The organism is Rhodosalinus sp. (genome assembly GCF_046542825.1).
In the GTDB taxonomy this organism is placed as follows: Bacteria; Pseudomonadota; Alphaproteobacteria; order Rhodobacterales; family Rhodobacteraceae; genus Rhodosalinus.
Window position 1 is genome coordinate 1 of record NZ_JBKHAQ010000048.1, and the last position, 19,895, is coordinate 19,895.

14 protein-coding genes are annotated in these 19,895 nt (G+C 69.4%); 6 read left to right on the forward strand and 8 right to left on the reverse strand.

Features of this window, described 5'->3' with window-relative positions; translation table 11 throughout:
- Nucleotides 1–428 (forward strand): YaaA family protein (locus tag ACLFOB_RS08155; RefSeq protein ID WP_410925751.1); only part of this gene is annotated, 428 nt, incomplete at its 5' end.
- A 101-nt stretch (nt 429–529) separates the two neighbouring features.
- On the opposite strand, the gene ACLFOB_RS08160 is transcribed toward ACLFOB_RS08155, so the two are convergent.
- From ACLFOB_RS08160 to secA, 4 genes are all read right to left on the reverse strand, one after another.
- Nucleotides 530–3,067 carry a response regulator gene (locus ACLFOB_RS08160; RefSeq protein WP_410916624.1) on the reverse strand — a complete coding sequence of 846 codons (2,538 nt, stop codon included), beginning with the start codon at nt 3,065–3,067 and terminating at the stop codon, nt 530–532.
- A 776-nt stretch (nt 3,068–3,843) separates the two neighbouring features.
- The gene (locus ACLFOB_RS08165; protein ID WP_410925752.1) at nt 3,844–5,397 is read right to left on the reverse strand and encodes a phosphate ABC transporter substrate-binding/OmpA family protein; all 1,554 of its coding nucleotides are present in this window, start codon (nt 5,395–5,397) and stop codon (nt 3,844–3,846) included.
- A 43-nt stretch (nt 5,398–5,440) separates the two neighbouring features.
- A complete protein-coding gene (locus tag ACLFOB_RS08170) occupies nt 5,441–6,547 on the reverse strand; it encodes a translocase (RefSeq protein ID WP_410925753.1) in 1,107 nt (368 codons plus the stop codon).
- Between the two features lie 115 nt (nt 6,548–6,662).
- Nucleotides 6,663–9,443, reverse strand: coding sequence for a preprotein translocase subunit SecA (gene secA / locus ACLFOB_RS08175; RefSeq protein ID WP_410925754.1), 2,781 nt, complete (start codon nt 9,441–9,443; stop codon nt 6,663–6,665).
- A gap of 175 nt (nt 9,444–9,618) precedes the next feature.
- On the opposite strand from secA, the gene ACLFOB_RS08180 reads away from it, so the two are divergent.
- From ACLFOB_RS08180 to ACLFOB_RS08195, 4 genes are all read left to right on the forward strand, one after another.
- Complete coding sequence (locus ACLFOB_RS08180; protein WP_410916266.1) at nt 9,619–10,470, forward strand: peptidylprolyl isomerase; 852 nt, start codon at nt 9,619–9,621, stop codon at nt 10,468–10,470.
- Between the two features lie 4 nt (nt 10,471–10,474).
- Entirely contained in the window at nt 10,475–11,701 is a 1,227-nt protein-coding gene (gene argJ / locus ACLFOB_RS08185) for a bifunctional glutamate N-acetyltransferase/amino-acid acetyltransferase ArgJ (RefSeq protein ID WP_410925755.1), read from the forward strand.
- Nucleotides 11,698–12,099, forward strand: coding sequence for an 8-oxo-dGTP diphosphatase MutT (gene mutT, locus ACLFOB_RS08190; RefSeq protein ID WP_410925756.1), 402 nt, complete (start codon nt 11,698–11,700; stop codon nt 12,097–12,099). The genes argJ and mutT overlap by 4 nt, the downstream gene beginning before the upstream one ends.
- Before the next feature lie 122 nt (nt 12,100–12,221).
- Entirely contained in the window at nt 12,222–12,365 is a 144-nt protein-coding gene (locus ACLFOB_RS08195) for a hypothetical protein (protein ID WP_410916263.1), read from the forward strand.
- A gap of 97 nt (nt 12,366–12,462) precedes the next feature.
- Here the strand turns inward: ACLFOB_RS08195 and infB are convergent, their stop codons facing one another.
- From infB to rimP, 4 genes are read right to left on the reverse strand one after another with little or no spacing between them, the layout of a single operon-like run.
- Nucleotides 12,463–14,952, reverse strand: coding sequence for a translation initiation factor IF-2 (gene infB, locus ACLFOB_RS08200; RefSeq protein WP_410925757.1), 2,490 nt, complete (start codon nt 14,950–14,952; stop codon nt 12,463–12,465).
- The gene (locus ACLFOB_RS08205; RefSeq protein WP_410925758.1) at nt 14,949–15,599 is read right to left on the reverse strand and encodes an RNA-binding protein; all 651 of its coding nucleotides are present in this window, start codon (nt 15,597–15,599) and stop codon (nt 14,949–14,951) included. The genes infB and ACLFOB_RS08205 overlap by 4 nt, the downstream gene beginning before the upstream one ends.
- A 14-nt stretch (nt 15,600–15,613) precedes the next feature.
- Nucleotides 15,614–17,239, reverse strand: coding sequence for a transcription termination factor NusA (gene nusA / locus ACLFOB_RS08210; protein ID WP_410916258.1), 1,626 nt, complete (start codon nt 17,237–17,239; stop codon nt 15,614–15,616).
- A 5-nt stretch (nt 17,240–17,244) separates the two neighbouring features.
- On the reverse strand, nt 17,245–17,814 hold the full coding sequence (rimP, locus tag ACLFOB_RS08215; RefSeq protein ID WP_410916256.1) for a ribosome maturation factor RimP: 570 nt from the start codon (nt 17,812–17,814) through the stop codon (nt 17,245–17,247).
- Nucleotides 17,815–18,624: 810 nt separating this feature from the next.
- Here rimP and ACLFOB_RS08220 point away from each other — a divergent pair.
- Nucleotides 18,625–19,569: a cupin domain-containing protein gene (locus ACLFOB_RS08220; protein ID WP_410925759.1), complete on the forward strand. Its 945-nt coding sequence runs from the start codon at nt 18,625–18,627 to the stop codon at nt 19,567–19,569.
- Nucleotides 19,570–19,895: the final 326 nt, after the last annotated feature.

Consider the following 19,895-nt stretch of genomic DNA (forward strand, 5'->3'; position numbering starts at 1 on the left):
GCGTGCTGCGCCCTCTCGACCTGATCGAGCCCTACCGGCTGGAGATGGGCAGCCGCCTGCACACGCCGCGCGGCAGGACGCTTTATGACTGGTGGGGCGACCGGATCGCGCGGGCGCTGAACGATGCGGCGGCCGAGTCGGGCGCCACGGTTCTGGTGAACTGCGCCAGCCAGGAATATTTCGGCGCGGTGGACATGGAGGCGCTGGCGCTGCGGGTGGTCACGCCCGTGTTCATGGAGGTGAAGGCCGGCAAGCCGCAGGTTGTCAGCTTCTACGCCAAGCAGGCGCGCGGCGCGATGGCGCGATTCGTGCTGGAGCGGCGGCTGGAGGAACCCGGGGACCTCGCCGGCTTCGACACGGGCGGCTACCGCTTCGAGCCCGAGATGTCCGAACCCGACCGGCCCGTGTTCCTGCGCGGCGAGGCCTGACGACAGGGGCGGCACCAGGCGCGTGCCGGGCCGCGCAGACGCGCGGGGACGTGTCGCTGCCGGCCTGCGGAGGCCCGCAGGTCCGCATCCCGGCAGATCGCCTATTCCGGGTCGGACGGGTCCGGCGGTCGCGTGCCCGGCGGGCGGTGCGCGCGGATCGTCTCGGCCAGCGCCGCCTTGCGCACGGGCTTCGAGATGTAGTGGTCGATCCCGTCGGCAAGGATCGCCTGGCAATCGCCCTCCATCGCGTGCGCGGTGACCGCCACGATGGGCACGCGCCCCCCCCGCACCGCCTCCTGACGGCGGATCTCGCGCGCGGCGGCTCGCCCGTCCATCTTCGGCATCGAGATGTCCATGAAGATCAGGTCGGGCGGCCCGGCCGCCCACGCCGCGACGGCCTCGAGCCCGTTGGCTGCAAAGGCGAGGTCGATATCGAGCCCCTGCACCATCTTGCCGAAGACAAGCTGGTTTGTCCGGTTGTCCTCTGCCAGCAGCACGCGCATCTGCCGGACTTCCGCGGGCGGAGCCTCCGCCTGCGGAGGCCCGTCGCCGGGGGCCTCCGTCTGCACGCCGCCCAGCGCGTGCAGCCGCCGCAGCAGTTCCTGCCGCGGCACGGGCTTCTGCAGGATCGCCTGAAGCAGCCCGTTTTCCAGCCCCGCCTCGACGAAAGCCGGGTTGGAACTGAGCAGCAGGATCGGCATCGCCCGTCCCCCGGACCTGAGTTGGCGGGCGAAGGCGACGCCATCGGTTCCCGGCATAAGATGGTCGGTCAGCACCACGTCGGGCGGGGGGTCCATCAGCGTCATGGCAACCTCTGCACTGTCGGCACAGCGCACCTCCATCCCCAGCGCGGCAAGCTGTTTCTGCAGGATCTCGCGGTTCGCCGGGTGGTCGTCCACGACCAGCGCGGTGCGCATCGCGGGCGGTCCCATCGGCGCTTCCGGCAACGGCTCTGCCGCAGGTAGCGGCACGCGGAAGCCGAAGCATGCGCCGGCGCCCTCTTCGCTCTCGACCCAGATCTGCCCACCCATGAGGTCGATCAGCCGCCGGGTGATGGCAAGCCCCAGGCCGGTGCCTTCGAACGAGCGATTGCACGCGTCTTCGACCTGATTGAACTCGCCGAAGATATGCTCTTGCCGGTCGGCGGCGATGCCGATCCCGGTATCCTCGACCGTGACGATCACCTCTGCACTTCCACTGTCAGAGTCGGGCAAGCCGGTCACACGCACCAGGACGTGGCCGTCGGCCGTGAATTTCACCGCGTTGCCGATCAGGTTGGTCAGCACCTGCCGGATACGCCCAGGGTCGCCGACGAAACGGGTTGGCAGGAAGAGGTCGTAGTCCACAAGCATCACCAACCCCTTGTCGCGCGCGGTGGGCTGCAGGAGCATGACGATCTCGTGGATGCAGCGTTCGAGGTCGAAGGGCTCGGGGTGGAGCGACAGCTTGTCTGCCTCGATCTTCGAGTAGTCGAGCACGTCGTTGATGATGACCAGCAGCGACTCGCCCGAGGTGCGGATCGTCTCGACGTAGAGCGCCTGATCCTCGGTCAGCCCGGTGTTCGCCAGAAGCTCGGCCATGCCGACCACGCCGTTCATCGGCGTGCGGATCTCGTGCGTCATGTTGGCGAGGAAGGCGGATTTCGCGCGGTTCGCGGCCTCTGCCCGCTCCATCGCCTGCTCCAGCGCCTTCTGCTGCTCCTTCAGATGCGTGATGTCGACGCGCAGGCCGACGCGGCCGCCGTCGCTGGTTTCCTTCTCGAAGATGCGCAGCCAGCGACCGTCGGCCAGCTGCAGCTCGATGGCGGTTTCGGCGGCGCGATGCTGCTCCAGCCGTTCCTCGAGCCAGGCCTCCTCGCGGCCCAGCGCCTCGGCGAACTGGCGCCGGGCCAGGCCGTGGCGCAGGACCTCCTCGAAACTGGCGCCGGGCACCATCGCCTCCGCGCTTTCGGCATAAAGCTCGCGGTAGCGCGCGTTGCAGGTCACCAGCCGGTCCTCCGCGTCGTAGACCACGAAGCCGTCCGGCAGCTCCTCGACCGCGGACCACATGCGCATCAGTTCGGTGATGTTGACGGCAAGCGTGACGAAGCCGCCGTCCGGCGTGCGCCGGTCCATCAGCTTGACGAACTGGCCATTCCACAGGCGAATGATCTCGGGCGGGATATCCTCGCGGTCCCAGCGGCCCAGCAGGCGTTCGCGCCAGGCAAGCGGCGATTCGCCCCGCAGATCGACGATCCCCTCTTCGATCATCACGTCGACGATATGCGCGAAGCTCGCCCCCGGCGCCACGGTTTCGACCCCGTCGAAGACCGAGAGATAGGCAGGGTTCGCCAGTTCGAGGCAGCCATCGGCGTTGAACATGGCGAACCCGTCGCGCACCGATTCCAGCGCGCGCCAGAGCTGCGTCTCGACGATGGCGATCTTCTCGTTCGCCTTGGTCAGGTCGGATTTCACGCGCTGGTTTTCGTCCCGGACGGTGGCGACCTCTGCCCGCGTCTCGACGATCTGTTCGGACAGCAGGCGCGCGTGCTGCCCCAGCTTGCGGTTGGCGGCGAAAAGCTCCGCCTGCTTCTGTTCCAGCAGGCGTTCTGCGGCGAGCCGCGCGCGCCGCTCCTCCGCAAGCTTGCCGGACAGACTCATGACGGACGCTTCGCCCCATGCACAGGATACGTCGCGGCAGCATGGCGCCGACAAGGTGAACACCGGCTTAACCGGCGCCGGGGGAATCGTTGATCGCACGCATCCGGCCATGCGATTCCTCGCCAATCCCGGCCGGAGGTCCGCCCGATACGCGCCCTGCTTCTTTCCCTGCTCGTCGCTCTCGCCCGCCCCTGCTGGCGGAAAGCTCCCTGCCCCACCGGCGCCTCGACGTCTCGCGCGACGGGGGTTTCCGCGGCGCGGACCTGCAGCCGCTGTTCGACACCGCGCTGCACGCCTGCCAGCGCGCCTGCCTCGGCAACCCGGACTGCCGCGCCTTCACCCGCAACTTGCGCCCGGCGGCCTGCTTCCCGAAGCGCGGCATGTCCGAGCGGGTGGACCACACAGGCGCAATGCCGCCACCGCGTGCAGCGAGGAGGCAAGCCTCTGGCCGGGCCGAGGCACGATTGCCGGGGCGGCGCCGCGCGAGGCCCGCGGCTGGCACGCGAGCGCGCCGTCGGCCCCGGTCAACGCCTGGCTGCGCGCGGGGCCCGCGCCCCTGCGGTCTGGGCGCTGGAGGCGATGGCCCGCAGCTTGGAGGCGCTGGACCGCGGGCGTGACGCCATCCCGGCTGGGCTCGTCGGCGAACCGGCTCGAGACGCGCGATCGGTGGTATCACCTTCACGGCAACCGGAGCCGGGCTCAAGTGGCCAGCCGCACCCAAGTGGCGGCGAGGACATGACCGGCGGCACGCCCGCCGATGACGGGCAAGCGCCGCGCTATCGCACCCAGACCTCGACGCGGCGGTTCACCTGCCGGCCCCACGCGCTTTCGTCGCAGGCCATCGGCATCGCCTCGCCGAAGGCATCGGTGGCGATCTGGACCCGCGAAAGATCGGCGTCCCCGGCCGCGTCGAGCACCGCGTCGCGCACCGCCTCGGCCCGCCGCGCGGCGATCTGGGCGTTGGTCACAGCCGGCCCCTGCCCGTCGCTGAAACCCACGAAGACCAGCCGCCGCCCGTCGTAGCGCCCCTCCGCCAGAGACTGCGCCAGCGCCGGCACGTTGGAGCGCGACTGCGCGTCGAGCGCGGCCGATCCCGCGCGGAAGCGGAACGAGATGGTCAGCCGCCGCATCGCGCCCAGCTCGCGCACCATGCGCTGAAGCTCCGCCAGCGGCACCTCGGGGCCTGCGCTGGCGATGGCGTTGGCAAGGCGGTCGCCCTGATCGGCGATCTGCACCTCCTCCGTGGCCTGATCCACGAAGCCCGCCCGCCGGATCACGATCTGCGCCGGCGCGCTGCGCAGGTAGACGAGGAAATCGCGCGCGATCTCGGGCAGGCGTCGCATCGGCAGGTAGAGAAAGAGCGGCGTGGTGAGCGGGTAGTCCTCCATCTTGATCGCGCGCCGCTCGGGCCGCAGGACGAAGCCACAGCGCCCGGTCAGCGCGAGCGGCTGCGTGTTGCCAAGTTCGGCGAAACTGGCGATGCCAAGGGCCAGCCGGTCACGCGCCACGGCCTGCGCAAGTGCCGCATCTGTATCGTGCCGCACCACGCCGTCGGCCAGCGTCAGACCGACGGGCGCGAGCAGCCGGTCCGTCACCGCCTGCCCCAGCCCCGAGGCCGCGTCGCGCAGGTGCAGGGTGATCGGCGCATCCGGCCCGCCCAGATCCTGCCAGTTGTCGATCGTGCCTGCGAAGACGCGTGCGAGATCCGTGGGCGCGATGGCCGCGACCGGATTGCCCGGCGCCACCACCGGCACCAGCCCGTCAAGCGCGAGGATGCGGCTCGCACCGGCCGCCTCCAGATCACCCAGGCCGGCGGCGCGCGCGCGCGCCGCCTCTCCCGGCCGGATTTCCCGCACCGCGAGCGCGACGTCGGCCTCGTCGGCCAGGAGATCGGCAAAACCCTCGTCGGTCGTGGTCGCGCGAAGGTGGAAGCGCGCCAGTGGCTGGCCGGTCGGGTCCGACAGGGTAAAGATGCTGTGGCTGCCGTCTGTCCGTTCGCGGGCGACGCCGAAGCCGCTGCGCAGGGCGAAGCCCTCGATCAGCGCCGGCAGAAGCACGTTCGCGATGGTGGCCGAGCCCGACAGCCGCAGATCCGCGACGAACGGGTCGAGCGCCGGGCAGCCCGGCCCCTTGCAGAGCACGCCGCTGCCGTCCACCGTCAACTCGCCATATTTCGTCTCGAGGCGGTAGAACCGGCCGTCAAAGCCCAGAAGCGTGCCCGCGATCTCGACGCCGCCATCGGGCGAGCGAAGCGTCACGTCCCGTGCCGACGCGGCGCCGGCCGCCGAAACAAGAAGTGCGGCGAGAACCGCCGCACGCCATGCTCTCATGACTCCCCCGGATCGCGCCCGCCGGGGGCCGCGAGCGCCCCCTTCATCTCGCGGCGATCTTCAGGTCATCGTAGAGGTTTTTCAATACCAGAAAATCGCCCACCGCCGCGCAGTCGGGCATGAAGAAGGTCAGCTCGTGGCGCTCCATCGCCTCGCCGCTCATCACGCCCAGGGTCTGCGCCGAGAGTTCCCGGGCACAGTTCGCCTCGGTCACCTCGGCCTCGACGGTCACGGAGACGCCGGTCTCGGGCATCTCGGCGGGGAAGGTATAGACCTCGGCCATCATCGGCTCTGCCACGGCCGCATCGCCAAGTCGCACGACGAACCCCTCGTCCTCGCCGGCCTCGGGTTCGCCCGGGGCATCGACCCAGCGATGCCCGGCGTCGTTATACTGTGCACCGCCTTCGAAGGCATGCAGTTGCAGGCCGGCATCGCCGCGCCACTGCAGAACGACGCGGTCGCGGACGCCGGCCTCCGGCACGGCAACCTGTGCCACGGCGCCCTCGCCACCGGCGAAGGCCGCGATGAACACGGCCGAAGCGTCCAGCGCCGGCGCGGCCAGCGCAAGTTTCCCGGCGGCGTCGGTCGCGGCCGTGAAGGTCAGCCCGTTGTGGTGCAGGGTGAAGCGCTCATTCGGCAGACAGGGCGCGTCGAGCGCCAGGCGGACCATGCCGTTGGGACGCGGCCGGGCGTCGAGCACGACGTCGCATGACGGCGCCGGTCGTGCCGGAGCCGCGTCACGCGGTCCGGCATCCACCCCGGCCGTGGCGGGGCGCAGCTGCCGCAAATCCGCTTCGGCATCGCGGGCCGGCGGCTCGGACAGCCGACGCGGCTCTTCCGGGGGGCGCGGTGCAATGGCGGCCGACGTGAAGTCGATGTCGCTGAGCGTCTCGCCTTCGGGCAGGGGCACGGGCTGCTCCGGCGCCTGCATCGCCGTTTCATCGGCGTCCGCCGCGTCTGTTTCGGGCCGGGCGGCGGGCTGCCCCGTGCCGCCCTGCATGACGGCAGCGCCGGGCGCCACCGAGGCCGCTCTTGTCGCTTCGGCCATCGGGTCCGGGTCGCCATGCTGCATCACGAAGCCGATGCCAAGGGCTGCGGCAAAGGTCGCCCCGGCCATCACGTAGCGGTTCGAGAAGAGTTGCGACGTCATCCTTGCCTCCTGACTCCGGCGTCGGTTTCCGGGTCAGGGGCAATCTGGCCGCCAATCTTGGCGACGGCGGGGCACGCCGGGGGAATCCCTGGGGCGCTTTGCGGCAGCTTTCAGGTCAGACGAGCTTGCCGTGACAGTGCTTGAACTTCTTCCCCGACCCGCAGGGGCAGGGATCGTTGCGCCCCGGATCGCCCCATGTGGCAGGGTCGCTTTCGACGAAGCCGGGGGCCGCGGCACCTGTGGCGGCACCGCCCGCGGTCGCCGCTGCCACGCCAGCGCCGGCCGGTTCGACCGCCGCGCCCGCGCCGACGGGCTCGGGCACGCGCGCCGGGTGCCGCGCCGTCGCGGCCTCTGCCTGCTGGCGCAGGCGGGTCTGCTGCTCCTGGATCTGGCGCATCATCTCGCGCTGCTCTTCTTCCGTCATGGGGCGGATCTCGGCGAGCTTGGCGGTCACGTCCTCGCGCAGCGAATCGAGCATCCCCTGGAAGAGCTGGAAGGCCTCGGACTTGTATTCGTTGAGCGGATCGCGCTGCGCATAGCCGCGGAAGGCCACGACCGAGCGCAGGTGTTCGAGACGCAGCAGATGCTCGCGCCACTTGCTGTCGATGGTCTGCAGCAGCACCTGCTTCTCGATCGAGCGCATGTTCTCGGGGCCGAAGGCGATGACCTTCTTGGCCATGTGCTCGTCCGCGGCCTTGCGCAGGCGCTCGCGCATCACCTCCTGGTCGACGCCGTCCTCTTCGCCCCATTCGATGACCGGCTCGTCCACGCCCAGCTTTTCGATCGCCGCGGCATAGAGTCCCTGGGTATCCCACTGATCGGCGTAGGACTTGGGCGGCAGATACTGGTTTACCAGATCCTCGACGACCTGGTGGCGCATGTCCTCGACCACGTCGGAGAGATCCTCCGCCTCCATGATCTCGCGCCGCTGGCCGAAGATGACCTTGCGCTGGTCGTTCATCACGTCATCGAACTTCAACAGCTGCTTGCGGATGTCGAAGTTGCGCGCCTCTACCTTGGCCTGCGCGCGTTCGAGGCTCTTGTTGACCCAGGGGTGGACGATCGCCTCGCCCTCCTGCATCCCCAGACGGCTCAGCACCTTGTCCAGCCGGTCGGAGCCGAAGATGCGCATCAGGTCGTCCTCGAGGCTGAGGTAGAACACCGACCGCCCCGGGTCGCCCTGCCGGCCGGAGCGGCCGCGCAGCTGGTTGTCGATGCGCCGGCTCTCGTGCCGTTCGGTGGCCAGCACGAAGAGGCCGCCGGCCTCGATCACCTTTCTCTTTTCCTCGGCGTGCTCCGCCTCGATCCGGGCGCGCACCTCTTCGGGGTCGGCATCGGGATTGGCGGCAAGCTCTTCCAGCACCTTCATCTCGACGTTGCCGCCAAGCTGGATGTCGGTGCCGCGGCCGGCCATGTTGGTGGCGATGGTGACCGCGCCCAGGCGCCCGGCGTCGGCGACGATCTTCGCCTCCTTCTCGTGCTGTCGGGCGTTGAGCACGTTGTGCGGCACGCCTTCCTTTTCCAGCAGGGCCGCCAGCGCCTCGGACTTCTCGATCGAGGTGGTCCCCACGAGCACCGGCTGCCCCTTTTCATGGGCGCCGCGAATCTCATCCACGATGGCCTGATACTTCTCGCGCGTGGTGCGATAGACCTGATCGTCCTCGTCGGCCCGCGCGATGGGCTTGTTGGTGGGCACCTCCACGACGCCGAGGCCATAGATCGTCTGGAACTCTTCCGCCTCGGTGGTGGCCGTGCCGGTCATGCCGGCCAGCTTTTCGTAAAGGCGGAAATAGTTCTGGAAGGTGATCGAGGCGAGCGTCACGTTCTCGGGCTGGATGTCGCAGCCTTCCTTCGCCTCGATGGCCTGGTGCAGCCCGTCGCTGAGGCGCCGGCCCACCATCATGCGCCCGGTGAACTCGTCGATCAGGACCACCTGACCGTCGCGCACGATATAGTCCTTGTCCTTCTGGAAAAGCTTGTGCGCGCGCAGGCCCTGGTTGACGTGATGCACGATGGTCGTGCTTTCCGGGTCGTAGAGCGACTGGTCCTCGGGCAGCAGGCCGCGAGCGTGCAGCATCTCTTCCAGCGCCTCGTTCCCCTCGTCGGTGAAGGTCACGTTGCGCGTCTTTTCGTCGATGGTGTAATCGTCCTCGTCCAGTTCGGGGATCAGCCGGTCCACCTCGCGGTAGAGGTCGGAGCGGTCCTGGCTGGGCCCCGAGATGATGAGCGGCGTGCGCGCCTCGTCGATCAGGATCGAGTCGACCTCGTCCACGATGGCGAAGTGATGGCCGCGCTGGTACATCTCTTCGATCGACGACTTCATGTTGTCGCGCAGGTAATCGAAGCCAAGCTCGTTGTTGGTGGCATAGGTGATGTCGGCCTGGTAGGCCGCGCGCTTCTCGTCCTCGGGCTGCTGGGGAACGACGACGCCGGTGGTAAGCCCGAGCGCGGCATAGACCTTGCCCATCCATTCCGCGTCGCGGCGGGCGAGGTAGTCGTTGACCGTGACGATGTGCACGCCCTTGCCGGTCAGCGCGTTGAGATAGGCGGGCAGCGTGGCGACCAGCGTCTTGCCCTCGCCGGTCTTCATCTCGGCGATGTCGCCGCGGTGCAGGAAGATGCCGCCGACCAGCTGCACGTCGAAGGGGCGCAGGCCCAGCGCGCGGCGCGCGGCCTCGCGGCAGTTGGCGAAGGCTTCGGGCAGGATGTCGTCGAGGCTTTCGCCGCCGGCCACGCGCGCCTTCAGTTCCCCGGTCCTGGCGATCAGCCCCTCGTCCGAAAGCTTCTGGACCTCGGGCTCAAGCGCGTTAATCCTGTCCACCAACCCGCGGGTCGCCTTGATCTTGCGGTCGTTCGGCGAGCCGAAGACCTTCCTGGCGATGCGTCCGATGCCCATTGGCGTTCTCCGTCGAGGTTGACGTATTCTTGCGCGGCGCCCGCTTGCCCGCCTGCTCCGAAGCCCATAGGTGTTGGGAAAGACGGCGCCGCCCGGGCCTTGCATCGCGATGTAAGGGGCGGCTTTTCAAGTGTCAACGCCGCGGCCCGACGCGGCCCAACGCCAAGGAGACCTCATGCAAACCCTAAAGCGCCCCATTGCCGCCGCGCTCACCGCCATCGCGCTCGCCGGACCGGCCGCAGCACAGGACGCGCCCGCGCTCGACACCGTGGTGGCCACGGTGAACGGGGACGAGATCACGCTGGGCCACATGGTCGCCGCGCGCTCGACCCTGCCGCAGGAGTATCAGCAGTTGCCCGACGACGTGCTGTTCACGGCGCTGCTGGACCAGCTCGTCCAGCAGTCCCTGCTGTCGCAGACGCAGGAGGAACTGTCCGGCATGGCCGAGATGGCGCTGGAGAACGAGCGCAGACTGCTTGGCGCGGCGCAGGCGGTCGAGTCCATCGTGGGCGAGGCGGTGACCGACGAGGCGCTGCAGACAACCTACGAGGCCCGCTATGCCGAGGCCGAGCCCGGCACCGAATACAACGCCTCGCACATCCTGGTGGAGACCGAGGAAGAGGCGCAGGCGCTGATCGAGGAACTGGATGGCGGCGCCGACTTCGCCGCACTGGCAGAGGAGCATTCCACCGGCCCCTCCGGCCCCTCCGGCGGCAGCCTGGGCTGGTTTGATGCCGATACGATGGTCGAGCCCTTCCAGAACGCCGTGGAGGAAATGGAGCCCGGCACCGTCCGCGAAGAACCGGTGCAGACGGAATTCGGCTGGCATGTCATCCGCCTGAACGAGACGCGGGCCGCGGACGCACCGGAACTGGACGAGGTGCGTGCCGAGCTCGAGGACGAGCTGCGGCAGGCGGCCGTGGACGCGCGCCTTGCCGCGCTGCAGGACGACGCGACGATCGACCGCTCGGGCGCCGACTCGCTGGACCCCGCCGCGCTGAGCGCGGCCGCTGCCGCCGAGGAGTGAGCGCATGGGCGCAACGCCGCCCCGCTCTCCCCTCGCGCCGGAGCGGTTCCCGGATCTGCCCGCCGTCGGTGGCGTGACGCTCGCCACCACGGCGGCGGGCGTCCGCTACATGGGGCGGGACGACGTCCTGCTCGTGCGTCTGGACCCCGGCAGCACGGTTGCCGGGGTCTTCACGCGCTCGGCCACCCGCGCCGCGCCGGTGCTGGACTGCGAGGCCAAGATCGGCGCGGACAGCACCGAAGGCGCCGCGTTCCTCGTCAACGCGGGCAACGCCAATGCCTTCACCGGGCGGCATGGTGTCGAGGCCGTCGAGGCGCTGAGCCGCGCGGCCGGAGTCGCCACAGGGCTGCCGCCGGCGCGCGTGTTCACCTCGTCGACCGGCGTGATCGGCGAGCCGCTGCCGCATGATCGCATCTCGGCGAAGCTCCAGGATCTGGCCGCCGCGCTCGCGCCCGGCGGCTGGCAAGCCGCGGCGCGCGCCATCATGACGACGGACACCTTCCCAAAGGGCGCGGGCGCGACGGTCGAGATCGGCGGCACGCCGGTGCACATCGCCGGCATCGCCAAGGGGTCCGGCATGATCGCGCCGGACATGGCGACGATGCTGGTCTATCTCTTCACCGACGCGGCCCTGTCGCGCGCGGCCTTGAAGGCGATGGTATCGGAGCTTGCCGACCGGACCTTCAACTGCATCACCGTCGATGGCGACACCTCGACCTCCGACACGCTGCTGATGGGCGCCACGGGTGCGAGCGGCGTGAGCGCCGAGGGCAACGAGGCGTTCCGCACGGCGCTGGAGCGCGTGATGCTGGACCTTGCGCAGCAGGTCGTGCGCGACGGCGAGGGCGCGACGAAGTTCGTCGAGGTGGCAGTGACCGGCGCGGCCAGCGATGCGGACGCGCGGACGCATGCCCTGTCCATCGCCAACTCGCCGCTGGTCAAGACCGCCATCGCCGGGGAGGACCCGAACTGGGGCCGGATCGTCATGGCGGTGGGCAAGTCCGGGGCCGCGGCGGACCGCGACCGGCTGACCATCCGCTTCGGCGAGGTGCCGGTGGCAGAGAACGGCTGGGTCTCTCCCGGCTATCGGGAAGAGGACGCGGCGGCGCACATGAAGGGACAGGAGATCCGCATCGGCGTGGACCTTGGCCTTGGCTCCGGCGCGGCCATCGTCTGGACCTGTGACCTGACCCACGGCTACATCGACATCAACGCGGACTATCGCTCGTGACACGCGTGGTCCTGGTGGCGGCCGTCGCGCTCATCGACCGCGACGGGCGGGTGCTGCTGGCGCAGCGGCCCGAGGGCAAGAGCATGGCGGGCCTGTGGGAATTTCCCGGCGGCAAGGTCGAGCCGGGCGAGACGCCGGAGGCCGCGCTGATCCGCGAGCTGAACGAAGAGCTGGGGATCGACACCGCGGCGAGCTGCCTTGCGCCGCTGACCTTCGCGAGCCACGGCTATCCGGACTTCCACCTGCTGATGCCGCTCTTTGCCTGCCGGAAGTGGGAGGGCGTGCCGCAGGCGCGCGAGGGCCAGCAACTGGCCTGGGCCGCGCCCGCGCGCCTGCGCGACTATCCCATGCCGCCCGCCGACCTGCCGCTGATCCCGATCCTGCGCGACTGGCTCTAGACCGGCAGCGCGATCCTGCACCTTTGCGACGGATGCGCAACGAAAGAGCAGGTGCCGAGCCGTCCTTCATTGTCTAAGCCCTGTTGTCGTCCTGCTTCCGTGCGGACGCCAGGGAGGGTTTCATGCTGAAGACGATCGAAATGGGGAGCGGGGTTCTGGTCCAGGGACTCCTTGTTGCGCATTTGCCGGGAGACCGCATTGCGGTGCGCGTGGGCGACAAGATCTTCACCGGCCCGCCGGTCGAGGCGAGTGCCGTGCCTGCCTGATCATCCGGCACGGCACGACAGACAGAAAGGCCGTCGTCCCGCAGGGCGACGGCCTTTTCGATAAACGTGACGGGCCGCAAAATGCGCGCCCGAGGCGTCAGGCCAGCGAGCGCTCGACCTCTTCACGCTCGAAGATCTCGATGACGTCGCCTTCGCGGATGTCGTCGTAGTTCTCGAAGGCCATGCCGCATTCCTGGCCCGACTGGACCTCTGCGACCTCGTCCTTGAACCGCTTGAGCGTCTTAAGCGTGCCTTCGTGGATCACCACGTCGTCGCGCAGCAGGCGGACACCGGCAGAGCGCCGCGCGACGCCCTCGGTCACGAGGCAGCCCGCCACCTTGCCGACGCCGGACACCTTGAAGACCTGCCGGATCTGGGCGTAGCCGATGAACCGCTCGCGCACCTCTGCGCCCAGCAGGCCCGAGGCGGCGGCCTTCACATCGTCCACGAGGTCGTAGATCACCGAATAGTAGCGGATCTCGACGCCCTTCTGGTTGGCCGCGTTCCGCGCCGGCGCGTTGGCGCGGACGTTGAAGCCGATCACCGGCGCGCCCGACGCCTCCGCAAGGCCCACGTCGGTTTCCGTGATCGCACCCACGCCCGAGTGCAGCACGCGCACGCGCACCTCCTCGTTGCCGATCTTTTCCAGCGCCTGCACGATCGCCTCTGCCGAGCCCTGCACGTCGGCCTTCATGACCACGGGCAGTTCCGCGACGTTCTGATCTTCCTTTGCCTTGGCCAGAAGCTGTTCGAGCGAGGTGGCGGCGCCGGCTGCGGCGCGCTTTTCCTTCGCCTTTTCCTGACGGTATTCGGCGATCTCGCGCGCCTGGCCCTCGGTCTCGACCACGTTGAGCACGTCACCGGCCTCGGGCGTGCCATTGAGGCCCAGCACCTCGACAGGGACGGAGGGCCCGGCCTCGGCCACCCGCTCGCCCTGGTCGTTGATCAGCGCGCGCACCTTGCCCCATTGTTCGCCGACGACGAAGATGTCGCCCTGCCGCAGCGTGCCCTTCTGCACCAGCACCGTCGCCACGGGGCCGCGGCCCACATCGAGCTGCGCCTCGATCACGGCGCCTTCCGCGGCGCGGTCGGGGTTGGCCTTGAGCTCCAGGATCTCGGCCTGCAGTGCGATCGCCTCCAGCAGTTCGGGCAGACCCTGACCGCTGATCGCGGAGACCTCGACATCCTGCACGTCGCCCGACAGCTTCTCGACGATGATCTCGTGCTGCAGCAGGCCGGTACGCACCTTGTCGGGGTCGGCATCGGGCTTGTCGATCTTGTTGATCGCCACGATCATTGGCACCCTGGCCGCCTTGGCGTGATTGATCGCCTCGACCGTCTGCGGCATCACCGCGTCGTCCGCCGCCACCACCAGCACAACGATGTCCGTCACCTGCGCGCCGCGCGAGCGCATCGAGGTGAAGGCTGCGTGGCCCGGCGTGTCGAGGAAGGTCAGCGTGTCGCCGCTCTCGGTCTGCACCTGATAGGCGCCGATGTGCTGGGTGATGCCGCCCGCCTCGCCCGAGACGACCTTGGTCTTGCGGATCGCGTCGAGCAGCGAGGTCTTGCCGTGATCGACGTGACCCATGATGGTCACAACCGGCGCACGCGGCTTGAGATCCTCGGGCTTGTCTTCGGTCTGGCTGATCGCGTCCTCGACGTCGGCATCCGAGACGCGCACGACCCGGTGCCCGAACTCCTCGATGATGAGTTCGGCGGTATCGGCGTCGATCACCTGGTTCTGGGTGACCATCATGCCGTTCTGCATCAGCGCCTTGACCACGTCTGCCACGCGCTCGGCCATGCGATTGGCAAGTTCCGAGACGACGATCGTCTCGGGCAGCTGAACGTCGCGCACGATCTTTTCGCGCGGGGCCTGCTGGCCCATCGCCTTCTGGCGCGCGCGCTCCTGCTTGCGCTTCATGGCGGCGAGCGATTTCTGCCGGCCACCCTCGCCGCCAGAGAGCGCCTGGTTCAGCGTCAGCTTGCCGGAGCGGCGACCGCCGCCCTCGCGTTCGCCCTTGCGGCCCTTCGCCTCGCGCGGCTCCTCGCGCTCCTTCTTGCGCGCAGGCGCGGCAGCGGGCTTGGGCGCCGCCTTGGCCGGCCCCGCGTCCGGCGCAGGCGCCGGCGCCGCTGCGCGCGCGGCCTCTTCGGCGCGTTTGCGCGCTTCTTCCTCGGCCTTCTGGCGCGCGCGCTCCTCGGCTTCGCGCTGCTCGCGCTCCTTGGCCTCGGCTTCCGCGCGGCGGCGCTCACGCTCCTCGGCGCGCTGCCGTTCTTCCTCTTCGCGCTTTCGGGTCTCCTCGGCCTCGCGGGCCTTGGCGGCCTGCAGGGCCTTCAGGCGGCGCTCCATCTCCGCGTCGGTAATCCCCGCAGGGCGCTTGCCGCTCCCGCCGCCGCCCGCCGGCGTCTTGCCGCCGCCGCCGCTTCCCTGGCCCGAGCCGGTGCCCGGTTTCGGCACGACCACACGCTTGCGTTTGGTCTCCACGACCACGTTCTTCGTGCGCCCGTGGCTGAAGCTCTGCTTCACGCTTCCGGAACGCGCACCGCCACGCAGGCCGAGGGTCTTCTTGCCGTCGCTATCGCTCATCTAGCCGTCTTGTCCTTTCCGGCGGGGCGCGCCGCATTGCTGCCCCTGGTCTGCTCGTCTGTCCGCAGGCCCTTGAGTTTCGCGGCCTCCTCTACAACACGAGAGGTGAGTCCGCCAGCGCCAAGCGCCGCATGTATCACAGTTTGTCGCCCGAATGCCAAACCCAACTCGTCCGCCGTGAGCCAGCCGATCCAGCGTCCCCCCTCGGGCGTGGAGAGCTTCGACTTGCCCCGTTCCGACCCGTCGCGCGCCTGAAGAAGCACCTTCGCCTCTCCCTTGCCGAGCCAGTCCTTCACCCGCTCGTAGCCCGCAACGGCCAGCCCGGCCTTGCGGGCGAGGCTGATCAGTTCGACCACCCGGCGCGCGAGCTGCGCCTCGATCTCTTCGGCCAGCCCCTGGGGCACCGTCACCGGCTGGCGCGCCGCGCGCGAGAACAGGCGCTTCGCCTCTGCACGCTCCAGCGCGGCCCGCTCCGGCACGACGTAGATGCCGCGGCCCGGCAACCGGCCCAGAAGGTCGGGCACGACGTGATCGTCAGGCCCGACCACGAAGCGGATCAACTCCGCCCTGGGCCGCTCGACGCCGGTGGCGATGCAGGTGCGCATCGGCCCCTGCGTCCGGTCCCTGGCGCGTCCGCCACGGGTCATCGCAGCGCCGCCGCTCAGACCGTTTCCTCCTCGGCGGCTTCGTCACCCTCGTCGCCCTCTTCGGCCCCGGAGGCGACGACATCTTCCGGATCGACCCAGCCCAGCATGACGCGGGCGGTCATCACCATGTTCTGCGCCTCTTCCAGCGAGACGTCGAAGGGTTCGAGCAGGCCCTCGTCCTTCACGCGCTGGCCGTCGACGGTGGTCCAGCCGCCGGCAAGCTCCCAGTCCGCGCAGGTCGCGAAGTCCTCAAGCGTCTTGACGCCGTCCTTCGCAAGTGCCTCGACCATCTGGGGTGTCAGCCCCTCGAAGTCAATGAGGCTCTGCTCGACGCCCAGCGCCTTGGCGCGCTCCAGCGCCTGTCGTGCCTGTTCTTCCAGGTATTCGCGGGCGCGCGTCTGAAGCTCTTCGGCGGTCTCCTCGTCGACGCCGTCGATCACCAGAAGCTCGTCGAGATCGACGTAGGCCACCTCCTCTAGGTTGGTGAAGCCCTCCGAGACCAGAAGCTGTGCGAAGAACTCGTCCAGATCGAGGGTGTCCATGAAGAGCTGCGTGCGCTCCTCGAACTCCTTCTGGCGGCGCCGGCTCTCTTCCTCTTCGGTCAGGATGTCGATGTCGAGGCCGGTCAGCTGGCTGGCCAGCCGCACGTTCTGCCCCCGGCGGCCGATCGCGAGCGACAGCTGCTCGTCGGGCACCACGACCTCGATCCGCTGCGCATCCTCGTCGATGACCACCTTGGCCACCTCGGCGGGCTGCAGCGCGTTGACGAGGAAGGTCGCCTGATCTTCGTTCCAGGGGATGATGTCGATCTTCTCGCCCTGAAGTTCGTTGACGACCGCCTGCACGCGGCTGCCGCGCATGCCGACGCAGGCACCGACGGGATCGATGGACGAATCGTAGGAGATGACGGCGATCTTCGCCCGGCTGCCGGGATCGCGGGCCACCGCCTTGATCTCGATGATGCCGTCGTAGATCTCCGGCACCTCCATCTTGAAGAGTTCGGCCATGAACTCGGGCGCGGTGCGGCTGAGGAAGATCTGCGGGCCGCGTGTCTCGCGGCGCACGTCCTTGATGTAGCAGCGGATGCGGTCGCCGTTGCGATAGCTTTCGCGGCCGATCTTCTCGTTGCGGCGCAGGATCGCCTCGCCGCGGCCGACGTCGACGATGATGTTGCCGTACTCCTCGCGCTTGACGATGCCGTTGATGATCGTGCCGATGCGGTCCTTGAATTCCTCGTACTGGCGCTCGCGCTCGGCCTCGCGGACGCGCTGCAGGATCACCTGCTTGGCCGACTGCGCGGCGATGCGGCCCAGTTCGACTGGCGGCACCTCTTCTTCATAGACATCGCCCACCTTGGGGTCGTCCATGTACTGTTTCGCCTCATCGACCGTCATCTCGGCCTGGTAGTTTTCCAGTTCCTCGGGCTCGACCACGGTGCGCACGCGGGTGAAGGTCGCCCGCCCGGTCTTGCGGTCGATCCTCACGCGGATGTCCATCTCGGCGCCGTAGCGGCTCTTGGCGGCACGGGCGAGGCTGTCTTCCATCGCCTCCACGACGAGCGCGGGGTCGATCATCTTTTCCCGCGCGACCGCCTCGGCGGTCTGGAGCAGTTCGAGCTGGTTGGCAGAGGTGATGGCCATGTGCGTTAGTCCTCTTCGGTCCCCGCGGGGTGTTCCTCGATCCGGTCGTAGGCGCCCTCGTCCAGCGCCTGCGCCTTGCGCGCCTTGAGCATGTCCCTGATGAGTTCGTCGGTGAGCACGAGCTTGGCGTCCGACAGCCAGTCGAACTTCAGCCCCACCGTGCCCTCGTCGAGATTGACCAGCACCTCGTCGTCCTCGACACCGGCCAGCACGCCCTTGAAGCGGCGCCGCCCGTCGATCAGTTCGGCGGTCTCGAGCCTGACCTCGTAGCCCTCGAAGTCGGCGAAATCCTTCAGCCGCGTCAGCGGCCGGTCGATGCCGGGGCTGGACACCTCGAGCGTGTAGGCGTCGAGGATCGGGTCCTCCACGTCCAGCACGGCCGAGACGGCGGTGGATATCGCGGCGCAGTCGTTCACCTCGATCCCGCCCTCCGGCTTCTCGGCCATGATCTGCAGGGTCGAGGTCTTGCCCCCCATCAGCCGCACGCGCACGAGTTCGAAGCCCAGATCCTCGATCACGGGCTGGACGATCTCGGCGAGGCGCCGGTCGATGGCGGACTTGGCGATCAGGCTCATGCGGGGTCTCGGGGCTCCGGGCCAACGAAAAAACGGGCGCGCGGCCCGTCGGATGATCCCGGTGGTTTGCCGAACCGGGGGTCCGACGAACCGCTGTTGAGCGCCATATACTGACACCGGACCGAGTCTGCAAGGGGCGGCGCGCGCTTTCGGCGCTTACCCGTCCCCGCACCAGCCCTTGTGGTGGTGGGTGCCGTCGCAGGACGGCCTGGCTTTCGACCGCCGCACCGGCAGAGCGCGAACGCCGGTGCGGCGGGGTCCCCAGGGCTGCCGACATCAGGCAATGCGTCCCGGTGGCGGGCAACGAGCGGCCCCTCCCCGCGCCACGCGATGCTGATCCCGCACGACATGCCGGGCCTGCGCTTGCCTCCCATGCGGCAAGACGGGTCCGGACGGTGTCTCTCTCGTGCGTGGGCCAGATGCCCGGTCGCTGCTACGCTTCCGGGACGCCCCGGAAACCCGCGCCCCCCATTGCGTGGAGCGGCGCGTCCGGTCTCCCGCCGCGTTGCGCGGCGATGCGATCGGCCGCGGGCTGCACGGCGGCGCGCACCCGTTCCGGCGCCGCCGGCGTGCTGCTGGTCCGCTGATCGCCGCGATCTTGTGGCGCGTCATGTCGCACAAGGAGGCTGCCACGCCGAGGACGCCGGCCTCGGACTGCCCGCGCTGCTCGAAAAGGCCGGTGCGCCGATCCGGGCCGGGCCTTGCGCCCGGCGCGGGGGATGGCACCTAGCGATGAAACGGAACATGGCGGACGCGCGCGCCCCCGACTACCTTCGCCGGCAACCGATCCGCGCGAAAGGACCGAACGCCATGACCCGTCAGGCCAACCCCTCGCCCCTCGCGCAGGCGCTACGCGCACAGACGGGGCGCTTCACCGACAAGGCCTTCGACTGGGACGCATTCCCGTCGAACTCGGGCTTTCCCGAGCTTGCGCGCGCGCAGATGCGCTACATCGGCTCCGGCGGCTCGCCCAAGACGGGCGACACCACGACGCTCAGGCCCGAACACTTCACCCTCTCGCTGATCTACAAGGAGCCGGGCCGCTTCGCCGCCTGCCACAGCCACGAGATCGAGGAGAGCTTTCTCGTCATCTCCGGCACGCTGGTCGTGGGCTGGGAGCGCGACGGCGAGGTTGTCGAGGTCAAGCTCGGTCCGAAGGACATGATCCTCAACGCGCGCGAGATCGGCCACGGCTTTCGCGTCGACGGTGTCGAGCCGGTGCTGATGTCGATCTCGGTGGATGTCGGCAAGCCGCTGCCACCCGTCTATCACTACCATCCCAGGGAGCACGACACGGAGCTTGCCCGCCGCTTCGGCGCGGAACCGGGCAAGACGCTGCCCTTCGACCGCGCGGGCGCCCACCCGCTGCAGCAGCTCATGTCGCAATATGTCGTGCGCCACCACGAGCAGCCGACGATCTGGGAAAAGGCGGGCTTTTCGCGCAAGGTCTATGTCGGCGAAGGTGGCCTCTCGCACGACACCTGCCGCAAGGAGATGTGGGGCGTGCCCTCGCGCGTGGGCATCGCGCCCTTCGTGCGGCCCGTCGAGGACGCGATCATGGTGCTGGAGGGCTCGCTGATCGTCGGCTGGGAAGAGAGCGGCGAAGTGGCCGAGGTCGAACTGGGCCCGCGCGATCTGGTGCAGACGCCTGCCGGCCGCAAGCACTGGTTCCGCAACGATTCGCACCAGCCGGCGACGGTCTGGACCGTGATCGGCACCAGCGGTGACGACGGCGTGACCTACTGGGCGGAGTGACGCGCGCGCGCCGCTTGGGCACCGGTCGTCACCCGGGCGCCTCGGGACGCGCGACGAGGACGACACCCGCTCGCGCGCCGCGGTGGCCCTGCCCTCCACCCCGCGCAGTCCCTGCGGCGTCACGGGCGCGACGGCGGCGGATCGAAGCGGGGCTTGGCACGTCTCTCGGATGGCCTCGGGCCTGTCGGGCGACCCTGTGGGCGCTCGAGAACACGGCGCGCATCGCCGTGGTGTGCCGACACCGCCACGCAGCCCCCCGGACGCGCGGCCCCCCGACGCGGGCGAGGGGCGTCTGCGTCACCGCCGCGGCGGGAACGCGGGCGATC